This window comes from Luedemannella helvata (assembly GCF_039528415.1).
In the GTDB taxonomy this organism is placed as follows: Bacteria; Actinomycetota; Actinomycetes; order Mycobacteriales; family Micromonosporaceae; genus Luedemannella; species Luedemannella helvata.
In genome coordinates this window covers 18212-36070 of sequence record NZ_BAAALS010000007.1, presented here as the reverse complement: position 1 = coordinate 36070, position 17859 = coordinate 18212, and the positions used below count along the sequence as shown (strand labels likewise).

The 17859-nt window shown below is 70.9% G+C and carries 14 protein-coding genes and 1 tRNA gene; 12 read left to right on the top strand and 3 right to left on the bottom strand.

The genetic code is table 11. The annotated features are described in order from the left end of the window. Positions 1–23 precede the first annotated feature (23 nt). Positions 24–470, bottom strand: a complete 447-nt coding sequence (gene rfaE2 / locus ABD191_RS09040; RefSeq protein ID WP_425560688.1) for a D-glycero-beta-D-manno-heptose 1-phosphate adenylyltransferase — start codon at positions 468–470, stop codon at positions 24–26. 206 nt (positions 471–676) lie between these two features. Between rfaE2 and ABD191_RS09035 the strand changes: the two genes are divergently transcribed. The 6 genes from ABD191_RS09035 to ABD191_RS09010 all read left to right on the top strand — a co-directional run bounded on the left by ABD191_RS09035 (position 677) and on the right by ABD191_RS09010 (position 6778). Beyond that, positions 677–751, top strand: a tRNA-Lys gene (locus ABD191_RS09035). Between the two features lie 277 nt (positions 752–1028). After that, complete coding sequence (locus ABD191_RS09030; RefSeq protein WP_344078880.1) at positions 1029–1358, top strand: hypothetical protein; 330 nt, start codon at positions 1029–1031, stop codon at positions 1356–1358. 209 nt (positions 1359–1567) lie between these two features. After that, entirely contained in the window at positions 1568–3067 is a 1500-nt protein-coding gene (locus tag ABD191_RS09025) for a serine/threonine-protein kinase (RefSeq protein ID WP_344078878.1), read from the top strand. 136 nt (positions 3068–3203) lie between these two features. Further along, complete coding sequence (locus ABD191_RS09020; protein ID WP_344079195.1) at positions 3204–4802, top strand: sensor histidine kinase; 1599 nt, start codon at positions 3204–3206, stop codon at positions 4800–4802. Between the two features lie 60 nt (positions 4803–4862). Beyond that, entirely contained in the window at positions 4863–5753 is an 891-nt protein-coding gene (locus tag ABD191_RS09015) for a universal stress protein (RefSeq protein WP_344078876.1), read from the top strand. A gap of 41 nt (positions 5754–5794) precedes the next feature. After that, positions 5795–6778 (top strand): Acg family FMN-binding oxidoreductase, encoded by a 984-nt coding sequence (locus ABD191_RS09010; protein ID WP_344078874.1) that lies wholly within the window; start codon positions 5795–5797, stop codon positions 6776–6778. Positions 6779–7744: 966 nt separating this feature from the next. On the opposite strand, the gene ABD191_RS09005 is transcribed toward ABD191_RS09010, so the two are convergent. Continuing rightward, entirely contained in the window at positions 7745–8296 is a 552-nt protein-coding gene (locus ABD191_RS09005; RefSeq protein WP_425560695.1) for a hypothetical protein, read from the bottom strand. Between the two features lie 314 nt (positions 8297–8610). On the opposite strand from ABD191_RS09005, the gene ABD191_RS09000 reads away from it, so the two are divergent. The 5 genes from ABD191_RS09000 to ABD191_RS08980 all read left to right on the top strand — a co-directional run bounded on the left by ABD191_RS09000 (position 8611) and on the right by ABD191_RS08980 (position 15277). Continuing rightward, the gene (locus tag ABD191_RS09000; protein ID WP_344078870.1) at positions 8611–9102 is read left to right on the top strand and encodes a universal stress protein; all 492 of its coding nucleotides are present in this window, start codon (positions 8611–8613) and stop codon (positions 9100–9102) included. Between the two features lie 73 nt (positions 9103–9175). Beyond that, a complete protein-coding gene (gene pflB, locus ABD191_RS08995) occupies positions 9176–11410 on the top strand; it encodes a formate C-acetyltransferase (RefSeq protein WP_344078868.1) in 2235 nt (744 codons plus the stop codon). Next, entirely contained in the window at positions 11397–12137 is a 741-nt protein-coding gene (pflA, locus tag ABD191_RS08990) for a pyruvate formate-lyase-activating protein (RefSeq protein ID WP_344078866.1), read from the top strand. The genes pflB and pflA overlap by 14 nt, the downstream gene beginning before the upstream one ends. Before the next feature lie 55 nt (positions 12138–12192). Then, on the top strand, positions 12193–13629 hold the full coding sequence (locus ABD191_RS08985; RefSeq protein ID WP_344078865.1) for an ATP-binding protein: 1437 nt from the start codon (positions 12193–12195) through the stop codon (positions 13627–13629). Positions 13630–13738: 109 nt separating this feature from the next. Continuing rightward, on the top strand, positions 13739–15277 hold the full coding sequence (locus ABD191_RS08980) for a DHA2 family efflux MFS transporter permease subunit (protein ID WP_344078863.1): 1539 nt from the start codon (positions 13739–13741) through the stop codon (positions 15275–15277). A gap of 63 nt (positions 15278–15340) precedes the next feature. On the opposite strand, the gene ABD191_RS08975 is transcribed toward ABD191_RS08980, so the two are convergent. Beyond that, positions 15341–16165, bottom strand: coding sequence for a VOC family protein (locus tag ABD191_RS08975; RefSeq protein ID WP_344078861.1), 825 nt, complete (start codon positions 16163–16165; stop codon positions 15341–15343). A gap of 139 nt (positions 16166–16304) precedes the next feature. Between ABD191_RS08975 and ABD191_RS08970 the strand changes: the two genes are divergently transcribed. Further along, positions 16305–17843, top strand: a complete 1539-nt coding sequence (locus ABD191_RS08970) for a purine-cytosine permease family protein (protein ID WP_344078859.1) — start codon at positions 16305–16307, stop codon at positions 17841–17843. Positions 17844–17859 lie beyond the last annotated feature (16 nt).

Sequence of the window (17859 nt, the reverse complement as noted above, 5' to 3'; positions counted from 1 at the left end):
GCCACTACCCGCTTTGAAATCTCCTATTCGGAGATTCGTCGAGTTTCTTGCCAGGTCCGGCCCGAGTTGCTCATCTGCGCGACAAGAGCGCTGGTAGACCGTCCTGGCACATGCTCCAGGCACCGCACGACCCCACCGAGCGTGGTTACGAGATCCCGCTCGGGAAGGTTGGCTTCGGTATAGTCCCCGCCTTTTACATAGATATCAGGTCGAATGTCGCGGATAAGCCGCTCCGGCGTGAGTTCGTCGAAGATGACGACCTCGTCCACGCAGGAGAGCGCGGATAGTACGGTCGCGCGGTCATCCTGCGGGTTGATCGGGCGGGCCGGTCCCTTCAACGCGCGCACGGAGGCATCCGAGTTCAGGCCCACGATCAGCCAGTCCCCCAGCTCGCGCGCCTGCTGAAGGTAGATCACGTGACCCACGTGCAGGATGTCGAAACACCCGTTGGTCAACACCACGGTTCGCATGGGCCGCCGGATACCCCCACGTCACCGTTGTATGCACACTTCCCGGGCGTGTTCCGTGGCGCGCCGGCCTGGCGGCCGGGTTGCCGCGGCGCGCCGCTCCCGGAGGGCAACTTTCCCGCCGCAGTCCCCGGCCGGCACCCGGTCATGACGTTTGGGGCGTAACTGACTCGGTCAGCGGGCACCCGGCCAGGTACCCTGAGCGGCGCGGGCCGCTAGCTCAATGGCAGAGCTGCGGACTTTTAATCCGTAGGTTCAGGGTTCGAGTCCCTGGCGGCCCACCATTTCAGCAGGTCAAAGGCTTGTCTGCGCCAGGTCGCCGGGTCTTCCGGCGATGATCATCCTCGTGCGGGCCGCGTCTCATGATCGTCTTCCCGGCTGCGAGCACGCGGAGGACGGGCCGGCGACCCGTCGGCCATGAATGTGGCACGCATATTCATCACCGTGAGTCACCGAAGCCCTGCTGATAGCCATCTGAAGATCAGCTGAATGGTCGATGTCTGCATTGATGAACGTGCCACTAGCCTGCGTGGGCCATTTCAAACGAATCGGGGAACCCACGTGATCTGGAACATCGCGAAGAACAAGTTCGGCATGCTCGTTCTCGGCCTCATCCTCGCCGGCGTCGGCGTCTACCTGTTCACTCAGGACAAGGCCACGTGTGGCGGCCAGGTCATGGAGGCCGGCGACGTCTGCGTGCGCAGCAAGGCCGGCATCGAGACCGGCGAGAGCACCACGGAGGAGACGCTGCGTAACCAGAAGTACGGCGGGTACGCCCTCACGGGCGTCGGTGGCGTTCTCGCCATCGCCGGCCTGGTTCGCATCATCGTCGGCGCGCGCGGCAAGGACGAGGACGCGGCCCAGCCGAACGCTCCCGTGGCCAGCGCCTGACGCCACGGTGCCACAACGGTCCACGGGTCGCGGCGACGACCCGTGGACCGTTTGCTGCTGGCCGGCGATGGGCGCCACGGCCGCCGTGCTCCGTGGCGCGGTCCGCCGGCCAGGTCGGCACCGAGGTCACACGGCGATCGTCCTGAGGAGCGGTTCCAGGCAGCGGCGGCGGAGAGTTGGTGTTGTGGCCGCCAGATAGGGTGCCGCGCATGTCCTCTGGCTCGACGGTGTTGGCGAATCGGTACGTCCTGCGTGAGCGCCTCGGCGCCGGGGGCATGGGCGAGGTCTGGGCGGCGACCGACGAGCTGCTCGGCCGTACGGTCGCCGTCAAGCTGATCCTGCCGGCTCTGTTGGACGAACCGGGCTTCGTGCGGCGGTTCCTGGCGGAGGCGCGCGCCATGGCGAGCGTGCGCCACCCCGGCGTCGTGACGATCCACGACTTCCACGGCGACGACCGCAGCGCGTACCTGGTGATGGAGTACGTCGAGGGCGAGCCGCTGTCGCACCTGATCGCCCGCGCGGGGCGATTGTCCCCGCAGTCCACGATGGACCTGATCGCGCAGGCTGCGCGGGCCCTGCAGGCCGTCCACGACCGGGGCATCGTGCACCGCGACGTGAAGCCCGGCAACCTGCTGGTCCGCACGGACGGGTCGATCGCGTTGGCCGACTTCGGCATCGCCCACGGTACGGCCGGCACGGCTCTCACGGCCTCCGGCGCGATTCTCGGCACCCCGGCGTACCTGGCGCCCGAGCAGGTGCTCGGCCAGGCGGCCTCCCCGCGCAGCGACGTGTACGCCCTGGGCATCGTGGCGTACGAGTGCCTGACCGGTACGCGGCCGTTCGTGGGCGACAACCCGTTCGCCGTCGCCATGCAGCGGGTCGGGCAGCCGCCACCGCCGCTGGGCCCGCACGTTCCTCACGACGTGGCCGCGCTGGTCGGCCGGTCCCTGGCGCCTGATCCCGCGCTGCGCTGGGCCTCGGCCGCCGAGCTCGCCACCGCCGCCGATCGGGTCCGTGCCTCCCTCGCGTCGGCGTCCCCGTGGCCGCCGGTCGCGCCACAGGTGTGGCCCACATCCCCACCCGCCGCAATGCCCGCGCCTGCGCAGGCAGGTTGGCCGGCCTCGCCGCCGGCCGGAACGCCGCTGCCCGGTTGGCCGGGGGAGCGCCACACTCCGGCGTCGACGATGCCCGGCAACCACGGGAACCGCAGGCTCGTGCTCGTACTCGCGAGTGTTTTTGTCGTTGTCACCGCGGCGGTGGGCTTTCTCGTCTGGAACTCGCGCCCCGACGGTGGATCGGGCGGAAGTTCGGGCGCCGGCGCCAAGGAGATCCCGCAGGGCTTCGCGGCGTGCGGCGACGCGCTGTGCCCGACGAAGCCCCTGTGCTGGCATGGGCTGACGCAGATCAACGGGGTCGCGCTCAAGCCACGGGCGGCCAAGTGTGCCGTTCCGCACTACTGGGAGACCTTCGCCGCCGTCCGCCTGCCGGCCGACGCCGACGATGACGAGACCCTGGCCGCTCTCATGGATCGCCCCGACATCCAGGCCGCGTGTTCCGCGGCGCGGCTGGCCGAGCGCAGCCGCGACCCCGGCGCGACGAAGGGCTGGAACCGGGCGGCGCAGGCCATCGACGTCGACGCGTACACGATATTGGTTCACTGCCTGGGTGGTTCCCCGAAGGGCGAGACGACCGGCGCCGTGTTCGGGTAACGCCGCTGGCTATGATCCGGGCGTGGTCGTACCCGCTCAGCCAGACGATTTCTGGAACGCCCCGCCGCTGGGCGGCCTGTCGCAGGTTGCCCTGGACGAGCTGCTGCAGGAACTGCTGGCCCGCGTCGGCGAGGTGATGGCGGGCCGGGAGCGGCTGTCCGCGCTGCTGGAGGCCGTGGTCGGCATCGGCACGGACCTCGACCTGCGCAGTACGCTGCACCGCATCGCGATCGCCGCGTGTCGCCTGGTCAACGCGAAGTACGGCGCGCTGGGCGTGATCGGGCCGGACCGCCGGCTGGTGGAGTTCATCACGGACGGCGTGACGGCCGAGGAGCACCAGCGCATCGGCGACCTGCCGACCGGTCGGGGCATCCTCGGGCTCCTGATCACGGAGCCGAAGCCGGTGCGGCTCGCGGACATCAGCCAGCACCCGATGTCGTACGGGTTTCCCCCCAACCATCCGGTGATGCGCAGCTTCCTGGGCGTCCCGGTGCGCATCCGGGACCAGGTGTTCGGCAACCTGTACCTCACGGAGAAGCGCGACGCGGACGAGTTCACCGCGGACGACGAGGAGATCGTCGTGGCGCTCGCGGCGGCGGCCGGCGTGGCGATCGAGAACGCCCGCCTGTACGCGTCGGCCCGCCGGCGGCAACGCTGGCTGGAGGCCACGGCCGAGATCACCAACCTGCTCCTCGGGGACGTCCGGCGAGGGGAGGCGCTGCGCCTGGTGGCCCGGCGGGCGCGGGAGGTTTCCGGGGCCGAACGGGTGCTGATCCTGCTCATCGGGGACGACGACGAGGAGCTGATCGTCGAGGTGGCCGATCCGGCCGACGACGCGCTCGCCGGCGCGGAGCTCACGGTGACCGGCACCGCGCTCGAGGAGGTCCTCGCCGGTCGCCGGCCCGTGGTCGTGCCCGATCTGGCCGCGGCGGCCGACTGGCCGGAGGAGGTCAGCGGCGGCGAGACCCTGCTGGCCCCGCTCGCCGTGGGCGGCAGCGTGCTCGGCGTCCTCGCGGTGACACACGCCCCGGGCGGCGCGGCCGTGGACACGGAGGTCGACCCGACGCTGCTGGTGACGTTCGCCGACCAGGCCGCCCTGGCCCTGGAGCGCGCCCGCGCCCACGAGGAGCGGGAGATGCTCGTGGTGCTGGAGGACCGTGAGCGCATCGCCCGTGACCTGCACGACGTCGTGATCCAGCGGCTGTTCGCGACCGGCCTGCAACTGCAGTCGGCCGCCCGGCTTGCCCGGCCCGAGGTCGGCTCGCGGATCAGTGCGGCCGTCGACGACCTGGACACCACCATCCGCGACATCCGCTCGGCGATCTTCGAGCTGCGCTCGCCGTCCCCGGCCGACCTGCGCGGCGAGGTCCGCGCCCAGGTCGACGCGGCGGCGGCCTCCCTGGGCTTCCGCCCCGAACTGGTGCTCGACGGCCCGATCGACAGCGCTGTCGGCGGCGACATCCGGGGCGACCTGCTCGCCGCCCTCCGCGAAGGGCTGTCCAACGCGGTGAAACACTCCCGCGCGTCGCATCTCAAGATCCATTTAGCGGTACGCGCGGGACTGGTCGTGTTGACCGTTGCCGACAACGGGGTAGGTATCGCCGAGCTGGACGAACGCAGCGGCCTGGCGAACCTGCGGCAGCGTGCCGAGCGTCTCGGCGGCGAGTTCGAGGTGACCTCCACCCCGGGCACCGGAACGACCCTCTGCTGGTCGGCGCCGCTTCGGGACCTCTGACCCTGTCCACCCGGCTCAGTCGTTGCGACGGTAGAAGACCCGCACGAAAGGAGCCGTGAGATGTCCGAAGCCTTCACCGGAGTCGTGGTCGGAGTGGACGGCGGGCCCTCCGGAAACGCCGCGACCGAACTGGCGGCCGACACCGCCGCCCGGTACGGCGAGCCGCTGTGCCTGCTGCACGTCCTGCAGTTGGCGCCCGCGGTCGGCATGGCCGCCCCGTACGCGAACCATTTCGACGAATGGCGGGCCGCGAGCGAGGAACTTCTCACCGCGCTCGCCGACGGTCTGCGCGAAAAGTACCCGGAACTCACGGTCGTGACCCGGGTTGTCGTGGGCAACCCCTCCGGCACTCTCATCGACGCCAGCCAGTCGGCGCGGCTACTCGTCGTAGGCTGCCGGGGCCGCGGTGGGTTCGCGGAGCTGCTGCTCGGGTCCGTGTCGTCCCAGGTGGCCGCGCACGCGAAGTGCCCGGTGATCGTGGTGCGACCGGCGGATGAGCAGGCGCGCCCGCACCCTGGCCTGCCGGTCGTCGTGGGCGTCGACGGTTCCGCGCTCAGCGCGGCGGCCGTGGGCCTCGCGTTCGCCGAGGCGGACACCCGCCGGGTGCCGCTCGTCGTCCAGCACGTGTGGTGGGCGCCGGACTACGCGGCCGGTGACGGCCAGATCGACCCGGTGGCGCTGGAAGCCGAGGCGACCCGCATCGTGGCCGAGTCGGTCGAGGGCTGGTCCGACAAGTACCCGAACGTGGCCGTGGAGACCCGGCTGACCCACAGCGCCGACGCCGAGGCAGAGATGATCGAGACGAGCACGCACGCCTCGCTCGTCGTGGTCGGCTCGCGTGGTCGGGGCGGCTTCCGGGGCCTTCTGCTGGGCTCCGTCAGCCAGGCGTTGGTGCACCACGCGGAGTGCCCGGTCGCCATCGTGCGCACAGTCCCGCCGGAGCGGGTCTAACGGCCCTGAACGGGGTCGGCCCGACGCGGGATCGTGAGGAGATGACCAATCCAGTCGTGGGCCGGGCCGACCTCATCGCCGCTGTCGAGGCCGCGGTACGGGCGCCATCGGTACACAACACCCAGCCGTGGCGCTTCCGGTTGCGTGACCGGACGGTCGACCTCTACGCCGACCCCACCCGGCAGCTGCCGACCAGCGACCCGGACGGCCACGCCCTGCGCCTGTCCTGCGGCGCCGCCCTGCTCAACCTGCGGCTCGGCCTCGCCCACCAGGGCTACGGTGTCGCCTTCCAGCTGCTGCCCGACCGTACGGACCCCGAACTGCTCGCGCGGGTCGAGGTGGTCGGGCGGGCGCGGCCCACGTGGCGGGAAGAGACGTTGTACGCCGCCATCGCGCGCCGGCACAGCAACCGCCAGCCGTTCCTCGCCACGTTCGTGGCGCCCGACCTGCGTGCCCGCCTCGTGCAGGCCGCCCGGGACGAGGGCGCCTGGCTCGACCTCATGATCGGCCCAGTCGCGCTCGACATGGTGGCCGAGCTGCTCCGGGTCGCCGACGGCCTGCTGAACACCTACGAGGGGTACCGCTCGGAACTCGCGCAGTGGACCCGCCGCTCGGACGCCGACCCGGACGGCGTACCCAGCAGCGCGGGCGGCCCCGCCCCCGACCCGGGCGACCTCCTCGTGACCCGCGACTTCGGCGGCCCGCCCCGCCCGGCCGGCCGCACCTTCGAAACGGACCCGCTGGTCGCGGTGCTGGGCGCCCACGGCGACCTGCCCGCCGACGACCTGATCGCCGGCCAGGCGCTGCAACGGGTGCTGCTCACGGCGACGGCCAACGGGCTGAGCACCTCGCTGTTCTCCCAACCGATCGACGTACCGGCCATCCGCGAACAACTCCGCCTCGGCCTGCGCCGCACCGGCTCGCCGCGCATACTCCTGCGCGCGGGGTACGGCGTGCCCGGCACCCCGACCCCCCGCCGCCCGCTCGCCGAGGTCCTGGACGCGGCCCTGATCGACGCCGCCTGACCCGCGCTGTTTCTCGCGCGCTGGCCTACGCGCGCCCGCGCCGTTCCCGTCCCGCGAGATCCGCACGACGTCGAGCGGCGCGCGCTCCGAAGCCCGCCAAGGTGCGCACTACGGCGGCAACACTCCACTCGACGCCCACCGAAGTGCGCAATGTGGCGGCGTGTCCGTGTCGTTCCGAGTCGCCATGCACGGCACCAGGGCCGGCCGGCCACGTACTGTCCAGGAACGCCCAGGTGCGGCACTGTGGCCCCTTGCGCTCGGTGTCGTCCCCGACCCCGCCCAGGTGCGGGCACCGTGACCGGCTGGTGTTGGGCCCCGTCCGTTCTGCCAAGGTGCGCACTTTGGCGGCAACAGTGCCACTTGATGCCCACCAAAGTGCGCACCATGCACGTGACGGGTCGCTGATCGCGAGAAGTGTTGGAGCGTAGGTCTCCCCGCCGGATGGAACACCGTCATGGGCCGGCCCGATCGACTCCGCGTGGTCAGGACGGGAAGGCCTGCCCAGCTGCTCCGCCACGCGACCGCCCCAGGCATGACGCCCACAGCACTGCCGATGCCCCTGCCACCCCACCCACCACCCACCACCCACCCACCCACCCACCACCCACCCACCCACCCACCCGCCCACCCGCCCGCCCGCGTGCCTGCCCGCCCGCCCGCGCGCCCGCGCGCTCCTGCCGACGTTTGGGTGGTTTGGCGTGTAATTACGGGGCGAATTTGGCGCGGAATCGACCAAACGTCGGCGCGCGAGCGGCGGCGCGGCGAGGGGGGCGGCGCGGCGAGGGGGGCGGCGCGGCGAGGGCGGCGCGGCGAGGCGGCGCGGCGAGGGGGGCGGCGCGGCGATCGGCGGCGCGGCGAGGGCGGCGCGGCGAGGGGCGGCGCGGGAAGGGGGTGCGGGGGCGGGGACGGGAAGGGCGCACGGAGAAGGGGCGCGGCTTGTGCCGCGCCCCTTGAGGAGGAAGTGGATCACTTGAGCCAGGGAGCCTGCTTCACCAGGGGCAGCTCTGCCCAGGTCTTGCCGAAGCCCGCGGTGTCGCCCGCCTTGACCAGCGCCAGGGCCGCGAGGACGCCGGCGTAGATCAGGTGGTCGTCCATGAAGGGGTTGTTCGCGGGGGGCAGGACGGCGGTCCACATGAGAACCATGAGGAGCCCACCGGTGACCGCCGCGACGCGCAGGCCGATGCCCGCGATGAGGGCGACACCGATGCCGAGCAGGCCGGCCATGAAGAGCCAGTCGGCCCAGGCTGCGCCGGCGAGGCCCTGGTAGAAGTCCGCGAATGGGCCGGCAGTGCCCTTGCTGAGGAAGCCGGTGGTCGGGCTGCCGCCGTTGATCCAGGCCTTCGCCGCCGCGGTCTCGTGGCCGAGGCCGAACAGCTTGTCGAGGAAGGCCCAGAGGAAGATCCAGCCGAGGGCGACCCGGAGGCCGGCGAAGACGTACCGGGTGGCCTTTTGGGCGACGGTCTCCGCGGCCTCTGTTGGCACCGCGGCCGCGTTGGTTGTCCGGTGGACAACCGCAATGTGGGGGGTTTGCAGCGCGGTCACTGTTGTCACATCCCTTCGTTTTCGTGACACCACTAGTTGACGCCTATCGCTGCCGTACCGGCAGTGCCGTGGGGCCTCACTAAGCCGGGACCTATGGGAGGGACCTTCGGCCCTGACGGGAAGGGCGCACACTGACGCTGACTGGTACGTAGACCGCGACGTACTCCTTGGGCCGGCGCGACGCGGTCGGGGCGGGCGCGGCGCGTCCGCGGCGTAGGAGAGCGTCTCGCGGACCCGCGCCCGCCCAGCACGACAAGACGGCACACCGACGAACCGAAGGGAGCAGCCAGATGGGCACCACGTACCGGATCGTCGCCGGCGTCGACGGCTCCGAGGGCGGCCGTCGGGCGTTGCGCTGGGCGGTCGAGCACGCGGCCCGGCTGGGCGGCACGGTGCAGGCCATCACCGCCTGGAACTGGGGCGCGAACGAGGCCGCGCTGCTGTCCGGTCCGACCATGGAGACCGTACGGGCGGACGCGGAGACGGCACTCGCCGACGCGGTCCGTTCGATCAAGGACTGCCCGAGCGTGCCGCTCGCATTGGAGGCGATCGAGGGCCGTCCGGCGAAGGTACTCGCGAGGATCGCAGCCGACGCGGACATGCTGGTGGTCGGCAGCCATGGCCACAACCGGCTGTTCCGGGCCGTCCTCGGCTCGGTGAGCGAGGAGTGCGTCCGGATGGCCACGTGCCCCGTCGTGGTGGTCCCGGTGCCGCACGCCCCAGGCCCCGACCGGCTGGGCCAGATCATGGTGACGGACTCCGCGAGGACCACCAGCACCTAGGCCCGGGACTTCCGCCCCTACGGTGCCGTCGCGTCCTGATGGACCCTCAAACCAGGAGCTTGAGGGAGGAATCATGGACATTGCGGACGCCTGGCGGGGCTTCACCGGCACGGGTTGGCGCGACGCGATCGACGTGGCCGGCTTCATCCGGGCCAACCACCGGCCCTACACCGGCGACGCGGAGTTCCTGGCGGGTCCCACGGACCGCACCCGCGCGCTGTGGCGCCGGCTGAGCGAGATGTTCGTGGACGAGCGCGCCCGCGGCGTCTACGACGTCGACAAGTACACGCCGTCCACGATCACCTCGCACGCTCCCGGGTACCTGGACCGCGAGCACGAGCTGATCGTGGGTCTGCAGACGGACGCGCCGCTGAAGCGGGCCATCATGCCCGCGGGCGGCCTGCGGATGGTGGAGGCCAGCCTCAAGGCTTACGGGTACGAGCTGGACCCGATCCTGAGCGCGTTCTTCACCCAGCACCGTAAGACCCACAACGCGGGCGTATTCGACGCGTACACCGCGGAGATCATGGCCGCCCGCCGGTCGCACATCATCACGGGCCTGCCCGACGCGTACGGCCGGGGCCGCATCATCGGCGACTACCGCCGGGTGGCGCTCTACGGCGTGGACCGCCTGATCGCCGAGAAGCGCGAGGTGCGCGCCCGCCTCGACGACGTACCCTCCACGGAGGACGTGATCCGCGACCGGGAGGAGCTGGCCGAGCAGATCCGCGCCCTGGTGGACCTGAAGGTGATGGCCCAGTCGTACGGGTTCGACATCTCGGGGCCGGCCACCAACGCCCGCGAGGCGATCCAGTGGTTGTACTTCGCCTACCTGGGCGCCACGAAGGAGCAGAACGGCGCGGCCATGTCGCTGGGCCGGGTGTCCACGTTCCTCGACATCTACCTGGAGCGCGACCTCGAGTGCGGTCTGCTCGACGAGCAGAGCGCGCAGGAGCTCATCGACGACTTCGTCATCAAGCTGCGGATCATCCGCTTCCTGCGCACCCCGGAGTACGACGAACTGTTCTCCGGCGACCCGACCTGGGTGACCGAGTGCCTGGGCGGCACGGGCGCGGACGGCCGCACGCTGGTGAGCCGCACGAGCTTCCGGTTCCTGCAGACCCTCTACAACCTGGGCGCCGCGCCGGAGCCGAACCTGACCGTGCTGTGGTCGCCGGGCCTGCCCGAGGGCTGGAAGCGGTTCTGCGCGCAGGTGTCGCTGGACACGAGCGCGATCCAGTACGAGTCCGACGACCTGATCCGGCCGCGCTTCGACGACGACACCGCGATCGCGTGCTGCGTGTCGGCCATGCGGGTGGGCCGCGACATGCAGTTCTTCGGCGCGCGGGCCAACATCGCGAAGGCTCTGCTGTACGCCATCAACGGCGGCCGCGACGAGCTGACCGGCCTGCAGATCGCGCCCCGCACCCCGCCGGTCGGCGGGGAGTACCTCGACTACGACGAGGTTATCGCGGCCTTCGAGCACACGATGGACTGGCTGGCCCGCACCTATGTGGACGCGCTCAACGTCATCCACTACATGCACGACAAGTACGCGTACGAGCGCCTGGAGATGGCGCTGCACGACTACCCGGTGCACCGCTTCCTGGCGACGGGCCTGGCCGGCCTGTCGGTGGCGGTGGACAGCCTGTCGGCGATCCGGTACGGCCGGGTGAAGGTGCTGCGCGACGAGTCGGGCCTGGCGACGGACTTCGCGGTCGAGGGCGAGTTCCCGACGTTCGGCAACAACGACGACCGGGTGGACCGGATCGCGGTGTGGCTGGTCGAGGCGTTCATGAACCGGGTGCAGCGCCAGCGCACGTACCGGGGGGCGGAGCCCACCCTGTCCGTACTCACCATCACCTCCAACGTGGTCTACGGCCGCCACACGGGCAACACGCCCGACGGACGTCGCGCGGGGGAGCCGTTCGCGCCCGGCGCGAACCCGATGAACGGCCGTGACCACCACGGCCTGGTGGCGGCGGCCCTGTCGGTGGCGAAGCTGCCCTACGACAGCGCCCGCGACGGCATCTCGCTGACCGCCACGGTGACGCCGGACGGCCTGGGCCACACCCGCGACGATCGGGTCCGCAACCTGGTCGGCGTGCTCGACGGGTACGCGCGGGCCGGCGGTTTCCACCTGAACGTCAACGTGCTGGACCGCGCGACGCTGGAGAACGCGATGGCCCACCCCGAGGACTACCCCCAGCTGACGATCCGGGTCTCGGGGTACGCGGTGACGTTCGTCCGGCTCACCCCCGAGCAGCAGCGCGACGTGATCTCGCGGACCTTCCATGGCGCTCTCTGAGGTCACCGGGTCCGTCCACTCCTGGGACGTGTCCATAGGAGTGGACGGGCCGGGGGTCCGGTTCGCGGCGTTCCTCGCGGGCTGCCCGCTGCGGTGCGCGTACTGCCACAGCCCGGACACGTGGACCATGCGGTCGGGCACCCGGCGCACCGTCGGCGACCTGATGATGGAGATCGAGAAGTACGAGGACTTCATCGCGACCTCCGGCGGCGGGGTGACGGTGACCGGCGGGGAGCCGCTGCTCCAGCCGCGGTTCACGAGCGCACTGCTGAGTATGTGTAAGCAGGACGGTCTGCACACCGCGCTGGACACCTCGGGTTACCTCGGCGCCCGTGCCGACGACGCCCTGCTCGACGCGACCGACCTCGTGCTGCTGGACATCAAGTCGTGGGGCGAGGCGCGCTACCGCCAGCTGACCACCCGCCCGCTGGCCCCGACGCTGCGCTTCGCACGGCGCCTCGCGGCGCGCGGCATGCCGATGTGGATCCGCTTCGTCCTGGTGCCGGGCCTGACGGACGCGCCGGAGGTCGTCGAGGGGGTGGCCGACTTCGTGGCGGGCCTGCCGACCGTGGAGCGCGTCGAGGTGCTGCCGTTCCACCGGCTCGGCGCCGCCAAGTACGCCGGCCTGGGCCTGGACTACCCGCTCGCGGACACCGAGCCGCCGACCGAGGAGCTGATCACCGGTACGCGCGACCGCTTCGCCGCCCGCGGCCTCCTGGTCGCCTAGCTCCCAACTCTAAGACTATCGCCGCCGATAGTATCAGCGGTGATAGTCTTCTGCCGTGGATGGATTCGTCGGCCGGCAACAGGAGATCGCCGCGCTGGACGCCATGCTCGCCCGGGTGCGCGGCGGCGGCCGGGCTGGCCGGCCCGGCCGGGCGATCCTCATGCGCGGGCGCCGGAGGGTCGGCAAGTCGCGCCTGGTGGAGGAGTTCATCGAGCGGGCCGGCGTGCCCTCGTTGTTCTTCACGGCCTCCGCGCAGCCGACCGCCCAGGCGGAGCTGCGCTTGTTCGCGCAGGCGGCGCAGTCCTGCGACCTGCCGGCCGCGGCGACCTTCGCCGGCCAGGCGCCGCAGACCTGGGACGCGGCCCTGACCCTGCTCGCCGCCGCGCTGCCGACGGACCGGCCCAGCGTCGTCGTGCTGGATGAGATGCCGTACCTGATGGCCACGGACGCGGGCTTCGAGGGCACCCTCCAGAAGATCTTCGACCGGGAACTGTCCCGCCGGCCCGTCCTGTTGATCTGTGTCGGCTCCGACCTGGCCATGATGGAGGCCCTCAACGAGTACGGGCGACCATTCCACCAGCGGGCCACCGAGATGGTCGTCCCGGCCCTCGACCCGGCCGACATCGCGGAAATGCTGGACCTGCCGGCCGAGGACGCGTTCGACGCGTACCTCGTCTCGGGCGGTCTGCCGCTGGTGCTCGACGAGTGGCCGGCCGGGCGTCCCGCGCTCGACTACCTCGCCGGCGCCGTCCCCGACCCGACGTCCGCGCTGCTGGTCAGCGGCGAGCGGGCCCTGGCGGCGGAGTTCCCGCCGGACTCGCACGCCCGTGTGGTCCTCGGGGCGATCGGTGCGGGCGAGCGCAGCTTCTCGCTCATCGCCCGGGCGGCCGGCGGGCTCGCGCCGGCGTCGCTGAGCCGGGCGCTGCAACTGCTGACCGCCAAGCGTGTCGTCGACGCGCTCACGCCGCTGTCCACCCAGCCCTCGCGGGAGACCCGGTACGTGGTCGCCGACCCGCACCTGCGGTTCTGGCTCGCGCTGCTCGGGCCGTACCTGCCCCAGATCGAGCGCGGGCGCGGCGACCTCGTGCTCGACCGGATCCGCACGCAGTGGTCGTCGTGGCGCGGCCGGGCCATCGAGCCGGTCGTCCGGGAGGCCCTGCGCCGGCTGCCGGACGGTCGGCTGCCGGCCGACACCGCCGTGGTCGGCGGGTACTGGACCCGGACGAACGATCCGGAGATCGACCTGGTCGGCGCGGACCGGGAGCCCGTGGCGCGCCGCGTCACCCTCGTCGGGTCCATCAAGTGGCTCGAACGGCGCCCGTTCGACGGACATGACCTCGGCCGGCTGCTGGCGCACCGCGACCGGCTGCCGGGCGCGGACGGCACTACACCGCTGCTCGCCGTGGCGCGGGCCGGCGTCGCGGCCGGCCTCGACGTGCCGTGTGTCGGCCCGGAGGATCTCCTCGCGGCCTATCGACGACCGGCGACGTGAGGCGCGCAACAGTGCAGGTAACCAGCGTGTAAAGCGTTTTGAGGGCGTGTCGGGCAGAAGCTAGCATCGCCGGGTCTTCTGTCTTCCCTCACCTGAGGAGCACCCTCGCATGACCGCAACCGCGGCCACGGGCTCATCGTCCGACAAGCTAGACAGCGGCGTTCTCAAAGTCGCAGGTGTGGTCGTGATCGGTGCGATCATGGCGATCCTCGACGTGACCGTCGTCAGCGTCGCGCTGCCCACCTTCCAGCGCGAGTTCCACACGACGCCGGCCACCGCCGCCTGGACGATGACCGCCTACACGCTGGCCCTCGCCACTGTGATCCCGGTCACCGGCTGGGCCGCCGACCGGTTCGGCACGAAGCGGCTCTACCTGACGTCGATCGCGCTGTTCGTCGCGGGCTCGGTGCTGTGCTCCCTCGCCTGGGACATCGGCCCGCTGATCGCGTTCCGCGCGCTGCAGGGCCTCGGCGGCGGCATGCTCATGCCGCTCGGCATGACGATCATGACGCGGGCCGCCGGCCCCGATCGGATCGGTCGGGTCATGGCGGTCCTCGGCGTGCCGATGCTGCTGGGCCCCATCGGCGGCCCGATCCTGGGCGGCTGGCTGGTCGACGTGGCCAGCTGGCAGTGGATCTTCCTGATCAACCTGCCGATCGGCATGATCGCCTTCTTCGCCGCCTTCCGCGTGCTTCCGAAGGACCAGCCGCACCCGAGCGAGTCGTTCGACTTCGTCGGCATGCTGCTGCTGTCGCCGGGTCTCGCGCTGTTCCTCTACGGCGTGTCCTCGATCCCGGAGGAGCGCACGGTCGCCCACGCCAAGGTGCTCGTACCCGCGATCGTCGGCTTCGTCCTGATCGTTGCCTTCGTGCTGCACGCCCTGCGCAAGACGCACGCGCTCATCGACCTGACCCTGTTCAAGAACCGGAACCTGACCATCGCGGTCATCACGATGACCCTGTTCACGGTCGCGTTCATGGGCAGCATGCTGCTGTTCCCGAGCTACTTCCTGCAGGTGCGCGGCGAGAACACCCTGCACACCGGCCTGCTGCTCGCGCCGCAGGGCCTCGGCGCCATGCTCACCATGCCGATCGGCGGTCGGCTGACCGACAAGATGGGCCCGGGCAAGCTGGTGCTCACCGGCATCGTCATCATCGCCGCCGGCATGGCCGTGTTCACGCAGGTGGCCGCGGACTCGTCGTACGGGCTGCTGCTCGGCGCGCTGTTCGTCATGGGCATGGGCATGGGCCTCACCATGATGCCGACCATGTCGGCGGCCATGGCGAGCCTGACCCAGCAGCAGGTCGCCCGCGGCTCGACGATGATGAACATCGTCCAGCAGACCGCCGGGTCCATCGGTACGGCCACCATGTCCGTGATCTTCACGAACGCGGTGCTGTCCAGCGAGCCCGCGAAGCTCTACGGCGGCGTGCTGCAGGGCGTCGTGCCAGCCGACCAGCTGCCGCCAGGTGCCGTGGAGGCCGGCAAGTCGGCGTTCGCGGACGCGTTCGGGCACACGTACCTGATCGCGCTCGTGCTCATCGCGGCGTGTCTCATCCCGGCGTTCTTCCTGCCGCGCAAGAAGACCACGCCGAACCTGGAGCAGGTGGCCGACGGGGAGGCGCCCGCCCCGATGCTGGTCCACTAGTCACGTACAGACAACGGGGCTCCCGGTCGCCCAGCGCGACCGGGAGCCCCGTTTCGTCCGAGTTCAGGCGCCCAGGTGCCGGCGGGCCTCGGTCCGGGTCCTGCGCTCCTCGTCGGGCAGGATGAACAGCGACAGCTGCTCGCCCTCGCCGGACTCCATCCGCAGGCACGTCTGCTCCCACGGCGTGCGCACCACCTCGCCGGACCGTACGCCACCCGCGGCCTCGACCTGGGACGCCAGCGCGTCCAGGTGCTCCGGGTCGCGGGCCTCGATGCGCAGGGCGTGGTCGCGGCCCAGTGTCCGGCCCACCTCGGCGTTGTCGACGAGGTCCCACTGGGCGTCGTCGAAGATCTCGATGGCGGCCGGGACGACGCCGAAGAGCACGCCGCGCTGCCCGTCCGGGTGCTCCCACTCGTCGACGATGTTCATGCCCAGGCCGTCGCGGTAGAACCGGACGGCCTCGTCGAGGTTGCTGACCCGCAGGCAGACGCGCAGCTCGTCGAACGCCCGGGTGGTGGGCCGGGCGGCGCGGCTGACCAGGACGTACACGTAGCCGTCCGGGGCGCGGAAGTGCGACCACGCGGTCGCCCAGGACGTCTCGATGCCGTCGTGCACCTCGCCGATGAACTCGACGCCGTGCGCCTCCATGTGGGCGCGGACCTCCCGGACGTCGTCGACGAGCAGGCCGGCGACCGGGTGTTCGAAGAACGAGTGCTCCGTGTCGCTGGCCTTGAAGACCTCCACGGCGCTGCCGTCGGGCAGGTCGAAGACGCGCGCGTCGGGTTGTTCCAGGCCGACCGGCAGGCCGAGGACCTCACCGAAGAGCCGGCTCATCTCGTCGAGGTGAGCCGAGCTGGAGCCGAGCCAGCGCAGGCCGAGGACCTTCATACGAACCTCCAAAATTGCATGCAGTTCTGTATGCATACGCTACGACAGGTCTTGACGGCAGGTCAGAGGGCGTGTGACTCTCCCCGCATCCAATAGTGCATGCAATCTTGTATGCACCCCACCACCCAAGGACGAGTTGATGGCCCAAACGATTCCGTTGCCCACGCTCGACACCGCCGATCACGACGACCCCAAGGTCGTCGCCGAGCAGCGGGCGGACGACTACAGCACCCACGTTGTCCCGTTCAGCGCCCGTGTCGGGCGGTGGCAGCTCACCATGTCCTTCTGGTCCCTGCTCAGTGCCATGGTCTGGCTCTTCTATGGCGCCCTGGTGGCCAGCCTCTACGGCACGACGAACGCCCTCATCGCGATTGTTCTGTCCGTTATCGTCTATTCGATCGTCAACGCCCTTTTCGCCAGCTGGGGCCTGCGCTCCGGCCTGAACAGCACCCTGCTGTCACGGCGCATGTTCGGCGTGGTCGGCGCGTCACTGACGGCCCTGCTCATCGCCGCCAACACCACCTACTACGCGGTGTTCGAGAGCAGTACGCTCGCCGTGGCGTTCCAGACGTACTTCGAGGCCGGCGACATCAAGATCTGGTACCTGGTCGTCGTCGTGGCCATGCTGCCGCTGATGCTCGGCAGCGTGCAGACCTGGATGGCGAAGCTCAACGCGATCCTGCTGCCGCTCTACGCCGTCGGCATCGTCGCCGCGGTGATCGTCGCGGCCGTCAAGTACGACAACAACGACTGGTGGTCGTTCCCCGGCATCGTGCCCGATGTCGCCCGCAGCTACCCCGGCTGGGTGCTCGGGTTCGTGCTGTATATGGGCATCTGGCTGCTCATGCCGTCGACGGTCGACTTCGCGCGGTTCGCGAAGAAGCAGGACGAGACCTTCCACAACGTGGTCACGTTCGGTCCCGTCTTCTACACGTGGCTGTTCCTGGCCAACGGCCTCGCGGGCATCTTCCTCGTGCGCGCCGTGCTGCCCAACGAGCCGGCCGCCGAGATCGGGGTCGTGCGGGCGGTCCTCGCCACGCTCGGCTTCGTCGGCCTGGTGATCATCGTGGCCTCGCAGGCCCGCATCAACAGCGTCAACTACTACCTGGCCTCAGCGAACTGGGAGCGCCTCGTCACCGGCCTCACCGGCCTGCGCATCCCGCGACTGGTCTGGGTCGTGATCGTCTCGGCCGCCGTCTACCTGCTCATGCTCACCGACGTCTTCAGCTACCTGCAGACGGCGCTGAACTGGCAGGGCGTCCTGCTCGTCGGCTGGGTCGCGGTCGTGCTCACGCACTTCGTCATCGTGCCGGAGGACCGGCGCAAGGGCGCCGAGTTCCGGGCGCGGCGGCTGCCGAAGGTCACCTGGGGCCTGCTGGCCTGGCTGATCGCCTCGGGCATCGGCATCTACCTCATCGAGGTCGACTCCGCCCCGGCGAAGCTCGCGGGCATCTCCCAGATCGTGGTGTTCGTGGTGGCCGCCGGCCTGTACGCGGCCTGCACGAAGCTGCTGCCCTCGCCGCTGCGCGACCGCGGGCCGGACGTGCGCAACGAGGTCGACGACCCGTGGGGCAAGCGGGTGCGCTGCCACGCGTGCCGCCACTCCTACGTCGCCCAGGAGATGGACCGCGACGCGCGCGCCGGCAACGCGCCCATCTGCGACGCCTGCGCGACCTGAGCGGGCTCCCGCCCGG

Coding starts and splice junctions, on each gene's coding strand:
- rfaE2 (WP_425560688.1), bottom strand. CDS start 470: ATGCGAACCGTGGTGTTGACCAACGGGTGTTTCGACATCCTGCACGTG.
- ABD191_RS09025 (WP_344078878.1), top strand. CDS start 1,568: ATGTCCTCTGGCTCGACGGTGTTGGCGAATCGGTACGTCCTGCGTGAG.
- ABD191_RS09020 (WP_344079195.1), top strand. CDS start 3,204: ATGGCGGGCCGGGAGCGGCTGTCCGCGCTGCTGGAGGCCGTGGTCGGC.
- ABD191_RS09015 (WP_344078876.1), top strand. CDS start 4,863: ATGTCCGAAGCCTTCACCGGAGTCGTGGTCGGAGTGGACGGCGGGCCC.
- ABD191_RS09010 (WP_344078874.1), top strand. CDS start 5,795: ATGACCAATCCAGTCGTGGGCCGGGCCGACCTCATCGCCGCTGTCGAG.
- ABD191_RS09000 (WP_344078870.1), top strand. CDS start 8,611: ATGGGCACCACGTACCGGATCGTCGCCGGCGTCGACGGCTCCGAGGGC.
- pflB (WP_344078868.1), top strand. CDS start 9,176: ATGGACATTGCGGACGCCTGGCGGGGCTTCACCGGCACGGGTTGGCGC.
- pflA (WP_344078866.1), top strand. CDS start 11,397: ATGGCGCTCTCTGAGGTCACCGGGTCCGTCCACTCCTGGGACGTGTCC.
- ABD191_RS08980 (WP_344078863.1), top strand. CDS start 13,739: ATGACCGCAACCGCGGCCACGGGCTCATCGTCCGACAAGCTAGACAGC.
- ABD191_RS08975 (WP_344078861.1), bottom strand. CDS start 16,165: ATGAAGGTCCTCGGCCTGCGCTGGCTCGGCTCCAGCTCGGCTCACCTC.
- ABD191_RS08970 (WP_344078859.1), top strand. CDS start 16,305: ATGGCCCAAACGATTCCGTTGCCCACGCTCGACACCGCCGATCACGAC.